Origin of the sequence: Bradyrhizobium sp. CCBAU 11386 (assembly GCF_028128955.1) — a bacterium.
Classification (GTDB): domain Bacteria; phylum Pseudomonadota; class Alphaproteobacteria; order Rhizobiales; family Xanthobacteraceae; genus Bradyrhizobium.
Window position 1 is genome coordinate 108,056 of record NZ_LBKA01000257.1, and the last position, 15,643, is coordinate 123,698.

Below are 15,643 nucleotides of genomic sequence, written 5' to 3' on the forward strand. Positions count from 1 at the left end.
ATTTCCTTCAGGCGGCGGCGGCAAAGCTGGTGACATCGACGATGCGGTCCGCAATCAGATGCCGGATTTCGTCGTCATGGACAATGGCGACCATGGCGACGCCCTGGCGCTTTTTCTCGGCGATCAGCTCGACCACGACGGCGCGGTTGGCGGCATCGAGCGAAGCGGTCGGCTCGTCCAGCAGCAGGATCGGCAGGTCCGAGATGAAACCGCGCGCGATGTTGACGCGCTGCTGCTCGCCACCGGAAAAGGTCGCGGGCGGGAGCTGCCAGAGCCGCTCGGGGATGTTGAGACGGTGCAGCAGGCTGCCGGCGCGCTGCTGCGCCTCGGCTCGGGCCATGCCGTTCACGATCAGCGGCTCGGCGACGACGTCGATCGTAGCAACCCGCGGCACCGCGCGCAGGAACTGGCTGACATAGCCGATGGTCGCGCGGCGCACGTTGAGGACCTGCCGCGGCTCGGCGGCAGCCAGATCGATCAGCGCGCCGCGATGGCGAATGCCGATGCGGCCGGAGTCGCAGCGGTAATTGCCGAAGATCATTTTCAGGATCGACGACTTGCCGGCGCCCGACGGGCCCGACAGCACAACGCATTCGCCGGGATTGACGTGAAAGGTCACGCCGCGCACGACAGGCAATTCGATGCCGCCTTGCAGGTGCATCGTAAAGGTCTTCTTGGCATCAGCGATGTCGATCATGGCGGTCATCAGTGGGCTCATGGCGGCAGAATCGAGGAGACGAGGAGTTGGGTGTAAGGCTCGCGGGGATCGTCGAGCACCTGGTCGGTGAGACCGGTCTCGATGACGCGGCCGCCCTTCATCACCATCACGCGATGCGACAATAGCCGCGCGACCGCGAGATCGTGGGTGACGATGACGACGGCGAGATGCAGCTCGGCGACGAGGCTGCGCAGCAGATCGAGCAGACGCGCCTGCACCGACACGTCAAGGCCGCCGGTCGGCTCGTCCATGAACACCAGCCGCGGCTCGGTGACGAGGTTGCGGGCGATCTGGAGACGCTGGCGCATGCCGCCGGAATAGGTGCGCGGCGCATCGTCGATTCGAGCCGTGTCGATCTCGACGCGCGCGAGCCAGTCGGACGCGGTGTCGCGGATGCGGCCGTAGTGATTCCATCCCACCGCCATCAGCCGCTCGCCGACATTGGCGCCGGCGGAGACCGCCATGCGCAGACCCTGCGCGGGATCCTGGTGCACGAAGCCCCAGTCGGTGCGGAACAGGAAGCGCCGCTCGGCCTCGCCGAGCGTGGCGAGATCGCGGCTGACGCCATCGCGCATCCGGTAGGAGACGTGGCCACCGCTGGCTGCGAGCTGGCCGGACAGCAGCTGGAGCAGCGTCGACTTGCCCGAACCGGATTCACCGACGATCGCCAGCACCTCGCCGGAATAGAGCGAGAACGACACGTCGCGGCACGCGGCGATGCGGCCGTAGGATTTGCTGAGCGACTCCGCGACCAGCAGCGGCTCGTCGTTTTCCAGCATGTCGTGATCAGCCATTTGATTTCTCCTGCGCCCTCTCCTTGTACGGCGCAGCGCTCAGGCTGCCGTGATGGCCGGCGGCCTGACGGCTCTCGCAATAATCGGTGTCGGAGCAGACGAACATGCGTCCGCCCTTGTCGTCGGTGACGATCTCGTCGAGATAGGAATTTTCGGCCGCGCACAGCGCGCAAGGCGCGTTGAAGCGATAGGGCTCGAACGGGTGATCCTCGAAATCGAGCGATACCACCTGCGTGTAAGGCGGGATCGCATAGATGCGCTTCTCGCGGCCGGCACCGAACAATTGCAGCGCCGGGCAATTGTCCATCTTGGGATTGTCGAATTTCGGCGTCGGCGACGGGTCCATCACATAGCGTGCGTTCACCTTCACCGGATAGGCGTAGGCGGTCGCGATGTGGCCGAAGCGCGCGATGTCCTCGTAGAGCTTCACATGCATCAGGCCATATTCGGCGAGCGCATGCATGCGCCGCGTCTCGGTCTCGCGCGGTTCGAGGAAGCGCAGCGGTTCCGGGATCGGCACCTGATAGACCAGCACCTGGTTCTCGTGCAGCGCCGCCTCGGGGATGCGGTGACGGGTCTGGATCACGGTCGCATCGTCAGTCGCCGTCGTGGTCGCGACGCCGGCGGTCTTGGCAAAGAACTTGCGGATCGAGATCGCGTTGGTGGTGTCATCGGAGCCCTGGTCGATGACCTTCAGCACGTCGTCAGGACCGAGGATCGCCGCCGTCACCTGCACGCCACCGGTGCCCCAGCCATAGGGCATCGGCATTTCGCGGCTGGCGAACGGCACCTGATAGCCGGGGATCGCGATCGCCTTCAGGATGGCGCGGCGGATCATCCGCTTGGTCTGCTCGTCGAGATAGGCGAAATTGTAGGCGGGCGCGTTCATTCCGCGGCTTCCTTCATGGCATCAGGCGCGTTGGCCTCGGCAAACTCCTGACGCAGCTTGCGCAGCAGGCCGAGCTCGGACTGGAAGTCGACATAGTGCGGCAGCTTCAGATGCTCGACGAAGCCGGTCGCCTGGACGTTGTCCGAATGCGACATCACGAATTCTTCATCTTGCGCCGGTGCGAGCGCCTCCTCACCCAGCTCGCGGGCACGGAGCGCACGATCGACCAGTGCCATCGACATGGTCTTGCGCTCGCTCTGGCCGAAGGCGAGGCCATAGCCGCGGGTGAAGCACGGCGCCTCCGTCGCGGAACCCTTGAACTGGTTGACCATCTGGCACTCGGTGAGCTCGATCGAGCCGAGCGGCACCGCGAAGCCGACGTCCTCGGCGGAGAATTCGACCTCGACCTCGCCGAAGCGGATCTCGCCGGCGAAGGGATGGTTGCGGCCGTAGCCGCGCTGGGTGGAATAGCCCATCGCCAGCAGGAAGCCTTCGTCGCCGCGCGCGAGATTTTGCAGGCGCAGGTCGCGGTCCGCCGGGAAGTTGAGCGGCTCGCGGGTGAGATCGCCGACGCTGGCGCCGTCCTCAGCCTGCGGCGAAGATTCGATCAATCCGTCGCGGCCCAGGATATCGGTCACGCGCGGCGTCGGCGCTGTGGACGCTTCGGCCGTCGCTGGCGTCTCCGGCACAAAGCCATCAGCGAGCGAGGGATCGAGCAGGCGATGCGTATAGTCGAAGGTCGGCCCGAGGATCTGACCGCCGGGAATGTCCTTGAAGGTCGAGGACACCCGCCGCTGCACCCGCATGGCGCCGGTGTCGACCGGCTCGCTGGCGCCGAAGCGCGGCAGCGTGGCGCGGAAGGCGCGGACCAGGAAGATCGCCTCGATCAGATCGCCGCGCGCCTGCTTGATCGCGAGCGCCGCGAGCTCGCGGTCATAGAGCGAGCCCTCGCTCATGACGCGATCCACGGCCAGACCGAGCTGCTCCGAGATCTGGTCGAGCGAGACTTCCGGAATGCTTTGATCGCCACGCCGCGCATTGGCGAGCAGGCGATGGGCGTTCTCGATCGCGCGTTCGCCGCCTTTGACTGCGACATACATATGCCTAGCTTCCTTTGCTCACGACGCGCGTGGTGCGCGGGATCGCAACCACGGCGTCATCGGCGACCAGCACCACGTCGATGCCGCGCGGAAACAGCGTCTCGTTGACACGCAGCCGCTCGAACAGGTCGGCGGGCTTGATCGACGCCCGGAGCGTCGCGACGCCATCGATGCCGGGGCCGCGCAGCTCGAAGCCCTGCCCTGCGTCAAGGCGATCGACCTGGAGGATCAATGTGGTCGACCGATCCGGATATTCGCTGGTGCCGAGCGCGAAGCGCTCGAGCGCCGGAAGCAAGGCGCCGTCGCTGATCAGGGCAAAGCTTGCGATCGAGGAATCCTGAATGACCGGCGCGCCGGTGTGGAACTTGAGCCATTTCGCGACGTCGGAACTCTCGGCCATCCGCGCGTCGAGCCAGAGCGGCGTATCGTGATCGAACAGCGTCAGCGCGATCGCGGCGGCGCCGCGCATCATCGGCCCGGGGGTTCCGGCCATCGGTACGATGCGCTGAACCGAGCCCGGCCGCGCCATCGCGTCCATGACCGAGCGAAATGTCGATTGCGCCGACAGCACCTTGTCGGCGAACGCCTGCGGCAGTTCCGCAATCGTGGTCATGATCTCACCCCTCACCGCGCACCATGGTGTAGAAATCAACCTTCGTCGCGGCGGTCTCGGCCGCCGCCTGCTTGCGCCGGATCGTAAGCTGCTCGCGCAACGGTGCGATAACGTCCCGCTCGACCGATGCGGAAAAATCCCGCGACTGCACCAGCGCATCGCACAGCGCGATCAGGCGCGCCTTCTCACCGTTGCGTCCGAGCGTGTAGCCGAAGCCGACCTCGCCGCTCGCAAGCCGCACCGCGGCGCGCGACACCGTGGCTTCGCCGAGATTGAACGGGGCGCCGTCGCCGCCGACCCGGCCGCGCAGCATGACGAGGCCGTTTTCCGGCGCGCGCAGGTCCTGATGGGCCGGGAGGGCGAAAGCGCGGAGGCGAGCGGCGATCTCGCCCGCCTCCGCGTGCGCCAGCACGGCCATCGCGGCCTTGCGCTGGGCTTGCTGATTGTTGTGCTGCGTCACCCGATCCACCGAACTTGCCACCGAACTTGCCGAATTCAAGTTGTCTATGATAGTAGACAACTTCATACGGAAGCGCCATGACTGTTTCGTGACAAGCGTGTGATTTTCGGGCTAGGCTGACCGGCGATATGAGCATGCAGGACACCGCCTCCACGGGCGTCGCGCTATGGCGCCTCGTTGCCGACGGCATCGAGCGCGGCATCGCCGACGGCCGCTTTGCCGCCGGCGACAAGCTGCCGGGCGAGATGGAGATCGCCGAGACCTATCGCGTGAACCGCCACACCGTGCGGCGGGCGCTGGCAGCCCTTGCCGAGCGCGGCCTGGTGCGCGCCGAACGCGGCAGCGGCACCTATGTCGAGGCGCAGCGCATCGCCTATCCGCTGCGCTCGCGCACGCGCTTCTCCGAGATCGTCGGCGCCGGCGGCCGTGAACCGCGCGGTCAGTTGATCGAGGCGTCCGACGACGTCGCGACGCGAGAGCTGGCGCGCGAGCTGGGCTTGAAGGCCGGCGCGCCGCTGGTGCGGATCGAGGCGATCCGCCTCGCCGACCGCACGCCGATCTGCGTCTCCACGACATGGCTGTCGGCGGAGTTGTTTCCGGGTGCCGGCAGCGTGTTTGCAGCAACGCGCTCGATGACGAAACTGCTCGAGCACTTCGGCGTCCGCGACTATCGCCGCGGCGCGACCCGGATCACTGCCGGCATCGTCGATGCGACCGACGCTGCACGGCTCGATCTGCCGCTGGGACGGCCGATCCTCGTGGTCGATGCCACCGACCACGATCTCGATGGCAAGCCGCTGGTGACGAAGCATTCGCGCTTTGCCGCCGAGCGGGTGGAGTTTCTGGTGGAGAACGGCTGAGATGCAGCCCTCTTCCCCTCTCCCACGAGCGGAGAAGGAAGAGCAGAGCCTCCTACTCCTGCATCATCTCGCCGCTGCCGCCGAACTCGGCGGGGAAATCCTTCAGCTTGGGCAGGCCGTCGCGCATCGGCAGCACCGTCTCGGCGTAGTTGACATGGACGCCGGGCGTGAACGCCAGGGTGGGGATGGTGGCGGTGAAGACGTCGGTCAGGCCGAGCGGCGGGTGATTGGTCATGAGATGGCCGCCGCACTTCCTGCAATATTTGCGCTGGCTGAGCGGCGTCTTGGCGAAGGTTTCGACATGCTGCGCGCCTTCGGTGATGCGCACGGCGTCGGGCTTCCACAGGCTGAAGGCGTTCACCGGTCCGCCGGACCAGGACCGGCAGGAGCCGCAATGGCAATAGCCCATCGCCTCCGGCGCACCCGTGACCTCGACCGTAACCGCGCCGCAGAAGCAGTGTCCGACATGTTTCATTTGGTCGTCTCCGTTAATGAAGGTTGGAAATCCTCTCCCCGCTCCGGTTCACCGAGATCTCGGCGAAGGCGGATGCGGGGTCGCGACGAGCTTCGCTCGCGCTGGTGGCCTCGGAGTGAGGGGGAATCACCCCGAGGGACGTTGAAGGCTGGTGTCCGGCGAGATACGCGCCTTAGTTCCGTCGCGCATCCTCCTTTCGGCGGACGCGACGGAAAGATGCGACGACTAAACTGACCGGCGCCAGGGAATAAGCATCGACACGCGTTGTTTGTACTGCCGGTATTCGTCGCCGAAGAGATCGACGAGGTCGCGCTCCTCCAGCGCGATGCCGACGAAGATGTAGAGCGTGGTCACGGCCGCGAACAGCAGATGGCCCGCGGTCATGACCGGTGCCGCCCAGAACGCGATGATGAAGCCGAGATAGATCGGATGACGGACGAACTTGTAGAGCAGCGGCGTCTTGAAACGCGGCGGCGTCGCTTCCTTGCCGACGAGATGGTTGGTCACCTGATGCAATCCGAACAACTCGAAATGATTGATGATGAAGGTCGAGGTGAACACCAATATCCAACCCGCGAAGGACAGCGTGACCAGCGTCACGGCAAGATCGGGATTCTCGACCTCCCATATGACCGCAGGCAGCGGACGCCACTGCCAGAACAGGAGGAGCAATGACAGGCTCGCGAACAGCACGTAAGTCGATCGCTCGACCGGCTTGGGGACGAACTGCGTCCACCACGCCTTGAATTGCTGGCGCGCCATCACGCTGTGTTGAACCGCGAACAGCGACATCAGCAGCAGATTGATGATGACCGCGCGAACGACGGGCGCTTCGGCTCCGGTGTCGATGGTCTTCGGCACCACCAGCCCCATCACGAAGCCGATAGCGTAGAGAATGGTGACGAAAAACACGAGATACGCCGCAATTCCGTACAGAAAGGCGATGAACTTGAAAATGCGTGAGCCCGCAACCTCCGGGCCGATCGAATGAACCTGGTGATCAATTTGGGACATGGAAAGCTCCGTTGTGCCAAAACGCCGGCACTTCATTGGTGGCTGCACCATGCCGCATCGGTGCGCCCAAGACTTTCGCGGACGGTTGATTTTCGCCTGAGACGACTTTGATTTTTGCTTGAGACGACAGAAACGTGCGATTTTGCTTTGAAAACAACGTGCTCGACGGCGACCTGCGCGAACTGACCTGCGCCGGGGTTGCCGTGCCGTTGCAGCCCCAGGTGTTCGATCTGTTGCTTTACCTCGTCGCGCAACGGGCGCGAGTGGTCAGCAAGGGTGACCTGATCAGCCAGATCTGGAGCGACCGCATCGTCTCGGATTCCGCCCTGAACAGCCGGATCAATGCCGCGCGCAAGGCGCTCGGCGACGACGGCGCCGCACAACGGCTGATCAAGACGATCCCGCGCAAGGGCTTTCGTTTCATCGGCGACGTCCGGGAAGAAGTGGCAGCGGCGCCTGCGCCCGCCGAGCCCGTCCCTGCCCGGCCGCGCGCCGCGGCGGACCGCCCGGCGATCGCGGTGCTCGCCTTCGAGAACATGAGCGGCGATCCCGCACAGGACTATTTCGGCGACGGGATCAGCGAGGACATCCTCACCGCGCTGTCGAAGCAGCGCTGGTTCATGGTGATCGCCCGCAACTCGTCCTTCACCTACAAGGGACGCGCGGTCCATATCAGGCAGATCGCAGAGGAGCTCGGCGTCCGCTACATCGTCGAAGGCAGCGTGCGCAAGGCGAACAACCGGGTGCGCATCACCGCGCAGCTCAACGACGCGACGTCGGGCAGCCATCTCTGGGCGGAGCGCTATGACCGCGAGCTCGTCGACGTCTTCGCCGTGCAGGACGAGATCACCAACGCGATCGTCGCCGCGATCGAGCCGCAGATCCACGCGGCCGAGGATTTTCGTAGCCGTCGCAAGCCGCCCGCGAGCCTCGACGCCTGGGATCTGTTGATGCGCGCGCTGTCGCATTACTGGCGCGTGACGCGGCAGGATCACGAGGCCGCACAGGCGCTGCTCGAGCGCGCGATCGGGATCGATCCGAATTACGGCCAGGCGCTGGCGTTGCTCGCGGCGAACCACATGTTCGGCGCGCATCTCGGCTGGGCCGAGCTGGCCAGGGTGGCGCCGATAGCGGAAGGCGCCGCGCTGGCCGCGGTGCGCTGCGATCATGAGGATGCCTGGGCGCATGCCGGGCTCGGCAGCGTCTACTTCTCGACGCGCAGGCTTACGGACGCGCTGTCCGAGTTCGAGCAGGCGCTCGCGCTCAATCCGAACTTCTCGCTGGCGCAGGGCTATTACGCGCTGGCGCTGTCCTATGCCGGGCGGTCGAGGGAGTCGTTTGAGGCGGCGCAGAGGGCGATCCGGCTCTCACCGCGCGACCCGTCGCTGGCGATCTATCACGGTATCGCCGGCTATGCGCGCTTCACCGAGCGGCGCTATGACGAGGCCATCGCGCTCGCGCGCGAGGCGATCCGCCATCGCGGCGACCTCACCGGCGCCTATCGCGTGCTCGCCGTGTCCGCCGGCATGACCGGCGACGGGATACTTGCGGAGATGGCGCTGGGCGAGCTCCGCCGCACCCAGCCGGGCATCTCGCTGCACTGGATCGCGACGCAACTGCCATGGGCCAGCGACGCCGATCGCGAGCACTATCTGGAAGGATTCCGCCGGGCGGGGTTGCGGTGAGGCGCGGCGCTGCTCTTACCCTCCCTCGCGCTGCGCGCGATCGACCCTCCCCCTCCAGGGGAGGGTAAGTGGCGCGATCAACTTGTGCGGCGGCGCTACACGCTCTTCCGGCGCAGATGGACGATGACGTCGAGCCGCGCGATCTCGTGGCCGGGAAGTGCCTCGGGAATCCTGGTGAGGGCGAGGCCGTCGACGACGTCGACCAGCACATCCTCGCCTTCGAGGTAGAAGTGCGGATGCACGGATGTGTCGGTATCGAAGAACGACTTGATGCCGTCGGCCGCGATCCGGCGCAGCAGGCCGGCTTCGGTGAACTGGTTCAGCGTATTGTAGACGGTCGCGAGCGACAGGTACGCGTTTGCCGCCAGCGCCTCTTCATAGAGCCCCTCGGCGGTCACGTGGCGATGGCCGCGCAGGAACAGCAACTGGCCGAGCGCCAGGCGCTGGCGCGTTGGCCGGAAGCCCGCATCAACAAGCAATTGCAGACAGCGCTGCACGCCCTCATCCAGTTCCGCTCCGACGACATCAGGTCCGCTGTCGTCGCCCGCGGGGATATTCGTGGCCTGCATGTCCATCGATCGTCTCACGGCTGAAAGGACCAAGGCACGCAACGCGCCGTCCGGCCAGTTGCCATTCGATCGCAGAAGCAGCGGCTTGGCTTTGATCCGGATCAAATCCGGAAGCGGACGCCTCTGACCTATCGCAAGGCGGCCCGGTTTATTCCCGGTCAGAATGCGGGGGTATCGAGAGGTTCAGATGTCCAGGCCGGTTCCCGACAAGGCAGAGGTCGCGCTCGAATATCCCGACAAGTTCTATGTCGGCACCTTCGAGCACTCATCGCGGTTCGAGGCACGTCTCGACGGGAGCGGCGTCGCGCTGGTGCTGCAACATCCGGGGGCGGCCGACGAACGCAAATCGGTGCATCTGCACATCAATTTCGGCCTGCTCGCCGGTATCCTGCGTGAGCTCGCAAGCAGCGTCGCCGCTCTCCCCAAGGACGACATCGCGCATCGCGAGCAACTCGCAGACGCGCTCGACGAATTGCGGCGGGCGCTGCGAACGCCCTGAAGGCTACTTCGCCTTCGCCTGCATCGGCTTCGGGGCCGGCACCGCCGCCCATTCCTTGTCGGCGCGCGGGCCGTTTAGATCGCCGGTCAGGCCGACGAGCTGGCCGGGCAGCACATCGAGGGTCTGCTGCCAGGTCTGGGTCTGGCACAGGAACTTGATCAGGCAACCCTTGAGCTTGAGGCGGTCGGGAGATTCGCGCCACAGCGAGACCGAATAGAACTTGCCGTCTTCCGCATTGTAGATGTCGCCGGCAAACCGTCCCTCGGGTGTCGCCTGCAAGCCCATGATGAGCTGGTGGCCGAGCAGCGCGCGAGCGCGCTTGTCCGCATCGGGATTTTCCTTGTCGCGATAGGGCTGGCCGCGCTTGTCAGCCGGCTCCTTCATCCAGACGATGAAGCCGCAGATGCGCTCGCGCGATGGACCGCAGCGTTCGAGCCGGATGCGGGCGCGGCCGTCCTCGACCAGCCAGGTGCCGCTGGGATCGGTGGGCGCGGCAGCGCCGGCGCGGCCGCCGATGATCATCATCACGACGGTGATCGCGACGCGCAGCACGAAGCGGAGAAAAATGTTCATCTACGATGCCTTTCGTTGCGCGGGTTGCCGCGTCAGTTCAGTTGCGCCATCAGCGCGTCGGCGCCCTTGTCGAGGCCGGCGGTGGCGGCTGCGAGCGCGCCGACGCTGGCCTTGATGTCGTAGGCGCCCGGGTATTGCTTGGTGACGTAGGCAGAGAGCAGGCGGGAAGTGGCGGCGTCGAAGATCTCGACGCCATAGACGACCGAGCCGGTCATCGTCCCCTCGCCGTCGCGCGCGGCCTGCACGCCGTTGTAGACGGCACCGGCGAGGTCGAAGCGCGAGAGCGTGCCGAGCACCGGCGTGTTGGTGACGGCGCCGGTGAGCGTCAGCCTGATCCGCAGCGTGTTCGGTCCGCGCGCGCGCACCAGCGCGAAGCGGCCGCGCAGCCGCTCGGCGAAGGAATTCTGCATGTAGGCGGCGAGCGTCGCCTTGTCCTTGTCGGACATGTCGCCGAACTGATGATCCTTGCCGCGGTAAAGCACGACGGGATCGAGGATCACTTTATTATATGCGCGCCAGTCGACCGGCGTGGAATAGCGGTAGGGCACGCGGCCGGAGGCGTCCGACCTGTCCGGGGCCATGTAGGCCGAGGACGCCATCTCCGAATAGGGCACGGGCGCGACCGAGGCGCAGCCGGCCGCGGCCGCGCAAAGCACCAGCGTTCCCAGACCGCGCAAGGCGATCGAGCGATCCATTCCAGACTCCTCTAGCGGCTTTCAGCAAGGGCGATGGGGACCGCAGCCGCGTTTTGGGACCAGACGCGGCTGCGGCGCTCACCATTGCCGGCCCAAGGCATCGTCCGGGGCCATTTCAGACGCCGTGGGCCGTCTCAGTGTTTCCACTTATAAAACCGACCAGTTGGTTTGTAAAGCACGGAAATGAGGACCTGGCACATTTGGCCGCAGGCGCGGTTTTGGGCAGCGTCCGGTTGGAGTTCGTTAACGATGAATCAGGCGCGCTTGCGCGCTGCGCCAGCCTTCGCCGCGGATGCCCCGCCGGCTTTTGCGGCGCGGGCCTTGGCCGGCTTTTCGAGCGGGCGCCATTGATCGTCATCGAGCAGACGCGCGAACAGCCGCTGGTGCTCGTCCTTGCCAAGCGGCGACATGCCGAACAACGAGCTCAACAATAGTCCCCGCGCCGCTGCCCAGCGCAACAGCGCGAGCTCGGGATCAGCGGCCTCCGCCTTGATGGCCTCCACCCTTTTCATCTCGCGGTCGCGCGGCAGCGACATCAGGCCGGGATTCTCGACCATGGCCGCGACCAGCGCCAGCGCGGCGGAATTCGGCGACGTGGCCGCTTCGCGCACGGTCGCAAGCTGCGTGGCCAGATTGGGATTCGCCGAGGTCTCACTCACCTTCGCCATATAACGGGTTGAGAATTCCTCGAAATGCTCCATCTGCCGCTCCAGCAGCGCCTTGAGCACGGCTTCCTTGGTGCGGAACTGATGCATCACGCCGCCCTTGCTGAGGCCGCTCTCGCGCGCAATGGCGTCGAGTGTCAGCCGGCCGGGCCCGTCGCGCGCAATGATCCTGATCGCCGCTTCGAGCGCGGCGTTGCGGGACCGTTCGGAGCGTGTGGCATTGTCCATGGCCGACTTGTCTCCGTGACAGGACAATGAATCAAGTGAAAACAGGACGCGCTGTACATTTTTTGTGCGAACAGTGTCGAGACTTTCATCTTGCGGCGCCGAATGAGACTATGTGAGCCTTGATACCGGATGGGGACTGGGATGAGCCGGCCGTAGCTTTGCGCGCCATGACGTGCGAAGCGTTTGCGGCTGGTCTCGCTTGAGAAAGATACGACATGCCAAAACGAGTGTTGCTTGGTGTCCTCCTGGCTTGCGGCCTCACGGCCTCGGCGCTGGCGCAAGAGCCGAAAACGGGGGGCGTGATCAATGCCGTGATCCAGCCCGAGCCGCCCGGCCTGATGCTTGCGATGGTCCAGAACGGCCCGGTTCAGATGGTGTCGGGCAACATCTTCGAGGGCCTGCTGCGCTACAGCCCCAAGCTCGAGCCGCAGCCGGAGCTCGCCGAGAGCTGGACCGTCGGCGAGGACGCCAAGACCTACACTTTCAAGCTCAAGAAGGGCGTCACCTGGCATGACGGCAAGCCCTTCACGTCAGCCGACGTCTTGTTCTCGATCGAGATGCTGAAGCAGACCCATGCGCGCGCCCGCGCCAACCTCGTGCAGGTCGACAAGGTCGAGGCGCCCGACGACTACACGGTGGTGTTCACGCTGAAGCAGCCGTTCGGCCCGTTCCTCGGCATCTTCGAGGTCGGCTCGATGCCGATGGTGCCGAAGCATCTCTATGAAGGCACCGACTGGAAGACCAACCCCTACAACAACGCGCCCGTCGGCACCGGCCCCTTCATGTTCAAGGAATGGCAGAAGGGCTCGTTCATCCGCATGGTCAAGAACCCGAACTACCACGAGAAGGGCAAGCCCTATCTCGACGAGGTCTATTGGCAGATCATCCCCGACGCCGCCGCGCGCTCGGTGGCGTACGAGACCGGCAAGGTCGACGTGCTGCCCGGCGGCTCGGTCGAGAATTTCGACGTGCCGCGGCTGTCCAAGCTGAAGGACACTTGCGTCACCGGCGCCGGCTGGGAGTTCTTCTCGCCGCTGGCCTGGCTGTGGCTGAACAACCGCCAGGGACCGCTCGCGGACAAGCGGGTACGGCAGGCGATCATGTACGCGATCGACCGCGATTTCGCCAAGGACGTGATCTGGAACGGGCTCGGCAAGGTCGCGACCGGCCCGTCCGCCTCGACCATCAAGTACTACACCGCCGACGTGCCGAAATATCCGTACGATCCGGCCAAGGCCAAGGCGCTGCTGAAGGAAGCCGGCTACAAGGGCGAGAAGATCCGCCTGTTGCCGCTCGCCTATGGCGAGACCTGGCAGCGCTGGGGTGAAGCCGTGAAGCAGAACCTCCAGGACGTCGGCATGAACATCGAGACGATCGCCACCGACGTTGCCGGCGGCAACCAGAAGATCGGCGACTGGGACTACGACATCGCCTTCACCTATCTCTACCAGTACGGCGATCCAGCCCTCGGCGTCGGGCGCAACTACGTCTCCAGCGCCATCGCCAAGGGCCAGGTGTTCAACAATGTCGAGGGCTACTCCAACCCGGAGATCGACAAGCTGTTCGCCGATGGCGCCGTCGCGACCCCGGATTCCAAGCGCAAGGAGATCTACGAGAAGGTGCAGAAGATCCTGGTCGAGGACGTGCCGGTGGCCTGGATGCTCGAGCTGCAATTCCCGACCATCATGCGCTGCAAGGTCAAGAACCTGATCACCACCGGCATCGGCGTCAATGACGGCTTCAAGGACGCATGGCTCGACAAGTGAGGGCGTTCCTGACTTCACCTCTCCCCGCTTGCGGGGAGAGGTCGACGCGCTCGCAGAGCGCGGCGGGTGAGGGGGTACAGGTCCATCAGAATTCTCACGCGTGGAGAGAGGCCCCTCACCCCAACCCTCTCAGAGCGAGCGAAGCTCGTCTCGACCCCGCAAGAGCGGGGCGAGGGAACGCACTACCCCAGTGGCCAAAGGTCACGTCACCCAATATGAACCACCCATAATATGCTCTCCTTCGTCGCTCAGCGTGTCGTGAAGGGCGTGATCGTCCTGCTCGCGATCGTCGTCCTCAATTTCTTCCTGATCCGGCTTGCGCCCGGCGATCCCGCGGTCGTGATGGCGGGCGAGGCCGGCGCCAGCGACCAGGTCTTCGTCAAGCAGCTCCGTGAAAAGTTCGGCCTCGACAAGCCGCTGCCCGAACAGCTCTTCATCTACGTCAAGGGCGTCGTCACCTTCGACCTCGGCTTCTCCTTCCGCCAGCAGGCGCCGGTGTCGAAGCTGATCCTCGAACGGCTGCCGGCGACCCTGCTGCTGACGCTGACCGCCTTCGCGATCTCGCTGATGCTCGGCGTCCTGTTCGGCACCTTCGCGGCGCGCTTTGCCGGAACCTTTCTCGACACCGGCATCACCGTGTTCGCCCTGATCTTCTACGCCATGCCGATCTTCTGGGTGGCGCTGATGGGCATCCTCCTGTTCTCGGTCACCTTCGATTGGCTGCCGAGCTTCGGCTACGAGACGGTCGGCGCCAATCTCACTGGCCCTGCCCACGCGGTCGACGTCGCAAGACACCTGATCATGCCGGCGATGACGCTCGGCCTGTTCTTCATGGCGACCTATACCCGCATGACGCGCGCCTCGATGCTGGAGGTGAAACGCCTCGACTTCGTCAAGACCGCGCGCGCCAAGGGCCTCTCCGACGCCGTGATCCAGCGTCGCCACGTGCTGCGCAACGCGCTGCTGCCCGTCGTGACGCTCGCCGGCGTGCATTCCGGCACGCTGATCGGCGGCGCCGTCATCACCGAGACCGTGTTCGCCTGGCCCGGCATCGGGCGCCTGATGTACGACGCGCTGCTCCAGCGGGACTACAACCTCCTGCTCGGCGTGTTCGTGATCTGCTCCGCCATGGTCCTGATCTTCAACCTCATCACCGACCTCGTCTATCGACTGGTCGATCCGCGCATCGAATTCGCCTCATGAAACAGTTCTGGAAATCGATGCTGCGCAGCCCGAGCGGCGTCATCGGGCTCATCATCCTGTTGCTTGCGATCGGAATCGCGGTGTTCGGACCGATGCTGTTCCCGAACTCGCCCTGGCGCATGGTGCAGCGGCCGTTCCTGCCGCCGTTCACGCTCTCGACCGTGCCGCTCGGCACCGACGCGCTCGGCCGCGACGTTTTCGCCGGCATGATCTTTGGCGCACGCGTATCGCTGCTCGTTGGCCTCGTCTCGACGCTGGTGGCGCTGGTCGTCGGCGTGCCGATCGGCGCCATGGCCGGTTATTTCGGCGGCAAGGTCGACGACGCCCTGATGCGCTTCACCGAATTTTTCCAGACCATTCCGAGCTTCGCGCTGGCGATCGTGCTGGTCGCGATCCTGCAGCCCTCGATCTATTCGATCGTGGCCTCGATCGCGGTGGTGAGCTGGCCGCCGGTCGCCCGCCTCGTGCGCGGCGAGGTGCTGTCGCTGCGCACCCGCGAATATGTCCAGGCCGCGGTCGTCACCGGCCAGAGCAACACCTGGATCATCCTGCGCGAGATCCTGCCCAACGCGCTGTCGCCGGTGATCGTGCTGGCCTCGCTGATGGTGGCGACCGCGATCCTGCTGGAATCCTCGCTGGCCTTCCTCGGCCTCGGCGATCCCAATCTGATCTCCTGGGGCTACATGGTCGGCGCCGGCCGCACCGTGATCCGGCAGGCCTGGTGGATCACGGTGTTTCCCGGCGTCGCCATCCTGATCTCGGTGCTCGGCTTGAACCTGATCGGCGAAGGCCTCAACGACGCGCTCAATCCGCGCCTGTCGCGGGAGGGACGCTGAT

18 protein-coding genes are annotated in these 15,643 nt (G+C 65.3%); 6 read left to right on the top strand and 12 right to left on the bottom strand.

The features are described from left to right. Positions 1 to 7: 7 nt before the first annotated feature. The 6 genes from phnL to phnG are packed head-to-tail and all read right to left on the bottom strand — an operon-like array spanning position 8 to position 4,583. Complete coding sequence (phnL, locus tag XI09_RS38660) at positions 8 to 706, bottom strand: phosphonate C-P lyase system protein PhnL (RefSeq protein WP_271571588.1); 699 nt, start codon at positions 704 to 706, stop codon at positions 8 to 10. 8 nt (positions 707 to 714) lie between these two features. Further along, positions 715 to 1,512, bottom strand: coding sequence for a phosphonate C-P lyase system protein PhnK (phnK, locus tag XI09_RS38665; RefSeq protein ID WP_271571589.1), 798 nt, complete (start codon positions 1,510 to 1,512; stop codon positions 715 to 717). Further along, on the bottom strand, positions 1,505 to 2,401 hold the full coding sequence (locus XI09_RS38670) for an alpha-D-ribose 1-methylphosphonate 5-phosphate C-P-lyase PhnJ (RefSeq protein ID WP_271571590.1): 897 nt from the start codon (positions 2,399 to 2,401) through the stop codon (positions 1,505 to 1,507). The genes phnK and XI09_RS38670 overlap by 8 nt, the downstream gene beginning before the upstream one ends. Further along, positions 2,398 to 3,501: a carbon-phosphorus lyase complex subunit PhnI gene (locus XI09_RS38675; protein WP_271571591.1), complete on the bottom strand. Its 1,104-nt coding sequence runs from the start codon at positions 3,499 to 3,501 to the stop codon at positions 2,398 to 2,400. The genes XI09_RS38670 and XI09_RS38675 overlap by 4 nt, the downstream gene beginning before the upstream one ends. 4 nt (positions 3,502 to 3,505) lie before the next feature. Beyond that, positions 3,506 to 4,114, bottom strand: coding sequence for a phosphonate C-P lyase system protein PhnH (gene phnH / locus XI09_RS38680; protein ID WP_271571592.1), 609 nt, complete (start codon positions 4,112 to 4,114; stop codon positions 3,506 to 3,508). Positions 4,115 to 4,118: 4 nt separating this feature from the next. Next, positions 4,119 to 4,583: a phosphonate C-P lyase system protein PhnG gene (gene phnG, locus XI09_RS38685; protein ID WP_177234352.1), complete on the bottom strand. Its 465-nt coding sequence runs from the start codon at positions 4,581 to 4,583 to the stop codon at positions 4,119 to 4,121. A 119-nt stretch (positions 4,584 to 4,702) separates the two neighbouring features. On the opposite strand from phnG, the gene phnF reads away from it, so the two are divergent. Beyond that, positions 4,703 to 5,434, top strand: a complete 732-nt coding sequence (phnF, locus tag XI09_RS38690; RefSeq protein ID WP_271571593.1) for a phosphonate metabolism transcriptional regulator PhnF — start codon at positions 4,703 to 4,705, stop codon at positions 5,432 to 5,434. Between the two features lie 52 nt (positions 5,435 to 5,486). Here phnF and XI09_RS38695 read toward each other — a convergent pair whose 3' ends face one another. Together XI09_RS38695 and mddA are read right to left on the bottom strand one after the other, a co-directional pair. After that, complete coding sequence (locus tag XI09_RS38695) at positions 5,487 to 5,909, bottom strand: GFA family protein (RefSeq protein WP_028173675.1); 423 nt, start codon at positions 5,907 to 5,909, stop codon at positions 5,487 to 5,489. A gap of 225 nt (positions 5,910 to 6,134) precedes the next feature. Beyond that, positions 6,135 to 6,923 carry a methanethiol S-methyltransferase gene (gene mddA, locus XI09_RS38700; protein WP_271571594.1) on the bottom strand — a complete coding sequence of 263 codons (789 nt, stop codon included), beginning with the start codon at positions 6,921 to 6,923 and terminating at the stop codon, positions 6,135 to 6,137. 134 nt (positions 6,924 to 7,057) lie between these two features. On the opposite strand from mddA, the gene XI09_RS38705 reads away from it, so the two are divergent. Then, complete coding sequence (locus XI09_RS38705) at positions 7,058 to 8,608, top strand: winged helix-turn-helix domain-containing tetratricopeptide repeat protein (RefSeq protein WP_271571595.1); 1,551 nt, start codon at positions 7,058 to 7,060, stop codon at positions 8,606 to 8,608. A gap of 95 nt (positions 8,609 to 8,703) precedes the next feature. Here XI09_RS38705 and irr read toward each other — a convergent pair whose 3' ends face one another. Continuing rightward, positions 8,704 to 9,183, bottom strand: coding sequence for a Fur family transcriptional regulator Irr (gene irr, locus XI09_RS38710; protein WP_271571596.1), 480 nt, complete (start codon positions 9,181 to 9,183; stop codon positions 8,704 to 8,706). Positions 9,184 to 9,364: 181 nt separating this feature from the next. Here irr and XI09_RS38715 point away from each other — a divergent pair, with 181 nt between their 5' ends. After that, on the top strand, positions 9,365 to 9,676 hold the full coding sequence (locus XI09_RS38715) for a hypothetical protein (protein WP_025575224.1): 312 nt from the start codon (positions 9,365 to 9,367) through the stop codon (positions 9,674 to 9,676). 3 nt (positions 9,677 to 9,679) lie between these two features. Here the strand turns inward: XI09_RS38715 and XI09_RS38720 are convergent, their stop codons facing one another. From XI09_RS38720 to XI09_RS38730, 3 genes are all read right to left on the bottom strand, one after another. Next, entirely contained in the window at positions 9,680 to 10,249 is a 570-nt protein-coding gene (locus XI09_RS38720) for a DUF2147 domain-containing protein (RefSeq protein WP_271571597.1), read from the bottom strand. Positions 10,250 to 10,281: 32 nt separating this feature from the next. Beyond that, positions 10,282 to 10,944 (bottom strand): DUF3313 domain-containing protein, encoded by a 663-nt coding sequence (locus XI09_RS38725; RefSeq protein ID WP_271571598.1) that lies wholly within the window; start codon positions 10,942 to 10,944, stop codon positions 10,282 to 10,284. A gap of 254 nt (positions 10,945 to 11,198) precedes the next feature. Further along, positions 11,199 to 11,837 (bottom strand): TetR/AcrR family transcriptional regulator, encoded by a 639-nt coding sequence (locus tag XI09_RS38730; RefSeq protein WP_092186473.1) that lies wholly within the window; start codon positions 11,835 to 11,837, stop codon positions 11,199 to 11,201. A 215-nt stretch (positions 11,838 to 12,052) separates the two neighbouring features. Between XI09_RS38730 and XI09_RS38735 the strand changes: the two genes are divergently transcribed. The 3 genes from XI09_RS38735 to XI09_RS38745 all read left to right on the top strand — a co-directional run bounded on the left by XI09_RS38735 (position 12,053) and on the right by XI09_RS38745 (position 15,642). Continuing rightward, complete coding sequence (locus tag XI09_RS38735; protein ID WP_271571599.1) at positions 12,053 to 13,603, top strand: ABC transporter substrate-binding protein; 1,551 nt, start codon at positions 12,053 to 12,055, stop codon at positions 13,601 to 13,603. Between the two features lie 231 nt (positions 13,604 to 13,834). Then, positions 13,835 to 14,806 carry an ABC transporter permease gene (locus tag XI09_RS38740; protein WP_271571600.1) on the top strand — a complete coding sequence of 324 codons (972 nt, stop codon included), beginning with the start codon at positions 13,835 to 13,837 and terminating at the stop codon, positions 14,804 to 14,806. Beyond that, the gene (locus tag XI09_RS38745) at positions 14,803 to 15,642 is read left to right on the top strand and encodes an ABC transporter permease (RefSeq protein ID WP_025575214.1); all 840 of its coding nucleotides are present in this window, start codon (positions 14,803 to 14,805) and stop codon (positions 15,640 to 15,642) included. The genes XI09_RS38740 and XI09_RS38745 overlap by 4 nt, the downstream gene beginning before the upstream one ends. The last annotated feature ends 1 nt before the right edge of the window (position 15,643 follow it).

What these genes read in the sequence shown, in the direction of transcription:
- phnL (WP_271571588.1), bottom strand. Translation starts at nt 706, where the DNA reads ATGACCGCCATGATCGACATCGCTGATGCCAAGAAGACCTTTACGATG.
- phnK (WP_271571589.1), bottom strand. Translation starts at nt 1,512, where the DNA reads ATGGCTGATCACGACATGCTGGAAAACGACGAGCCGCTGCTGGTCGCG.
- XI09_RS38670 (WP_271571590.1), bottom strand. Translation starts at nt 2,401, where the DNA reads ATGAACGCGCCCGCCTACAATTTCGCCTATCTCGACGAGCAGACCAAG.
- XI09_RS38675 (WP_271571591.1), bottom strand. Translation starts at nt 3,501, where the DNA reads ATGTATGTCGCAGTCAAAGGCGGCGAACGCGCGATCGAGAACGCCCAT.
- phnH (WP_271571592.1), bottom strand. Translation starts at nt 4,114, where the DNA reads ATGACCACGATTGCGGAACTGCCGCAGGCGTTCGCCGACAAGGTGCTG.
- phnF (WP_271571593.1), top strand. Translation starts at nt 4,703, where the DNA reads ATGAGCATGCAGGACACCGCCTCCACGGGCGTCGCGCTATGGCGCCTC.
- XI09_RS38695 (WP_028173675.1), bottom strand. Translation starts at nt 5,909, where the DNA reads ATGAAACATGTCGGACACTGCTTCTGCGGCGCGGTTACGGTCGAGGTC.
- mddA (WP_271571594.1), bottom strand. Translation starts at nt 6,923, where the DNA reads ATGTCCCAAATTGATCACCAGGTTCATTCGATCGGCCCGGAGGTTGCG.
- irr (WP_271571596.1), bottom strand. Translation starts at nt 9,183, where the DNA reads ATGGACATGCAGGCCACGAATATCCCCGCGGGCGACGACAGCGGACCT.
- XI09_RS38715 (WP_025575224.1), top strand. Translation starts at nt 9,365, where the DNA reads ATGTCCAGGCCGGTTCCCGACAAGGCAGAGGTCGCGCTCGAATATCCC.
- XI09_RS38720 (WP_271571597.1), bottom strand. Translation starts at nt 10,249, where the DNA reads ATGAACATTTTTCTCCGCTTCGTGCTGCGCGTCGCGATCACCGTCGTG.
- XI09_RS38725 (WP_271571598.1), bottom strand. Translation starts at nt 10,944, where the DNA reads ATGGATCGCTCGATCGCCTTGCGCGGTCTGGGAACGCTGGTGCTTTGC.
- XI09_RS38730 (WP_092186473.1), bottom strand. Translation starts at nt 11,837, where the DNA reads ATGGACAATGCCACACGCTCCGAACGGTCCCGCAACGCCGCGCTCGAA.
- XI09_RS38735 (WP_271571599.1), top strand. Translation starts at nt 12,053, where the DNA reads ATGCCAAAACGAGTGTTGCTTGGTGTCCTCCTGGCTTGCGGCCTCACG.
- XI09_RS38740 (WP_271571600.1), top strand. Translation starts at nt 13,835, where the DNA reads ATGCTCTCCTTCGTCGCTCAGCGTGTCGTGAAGGGCGTGATCGTCCTG.
- XI09_RS38745 (WP_025575214.1), top strand. Translation starts at nt 14,803, where the DNA reads ATGAAACAGTTCTGGAAATCGATGCTGCGCAGCCCGAGCGGCGTCATC.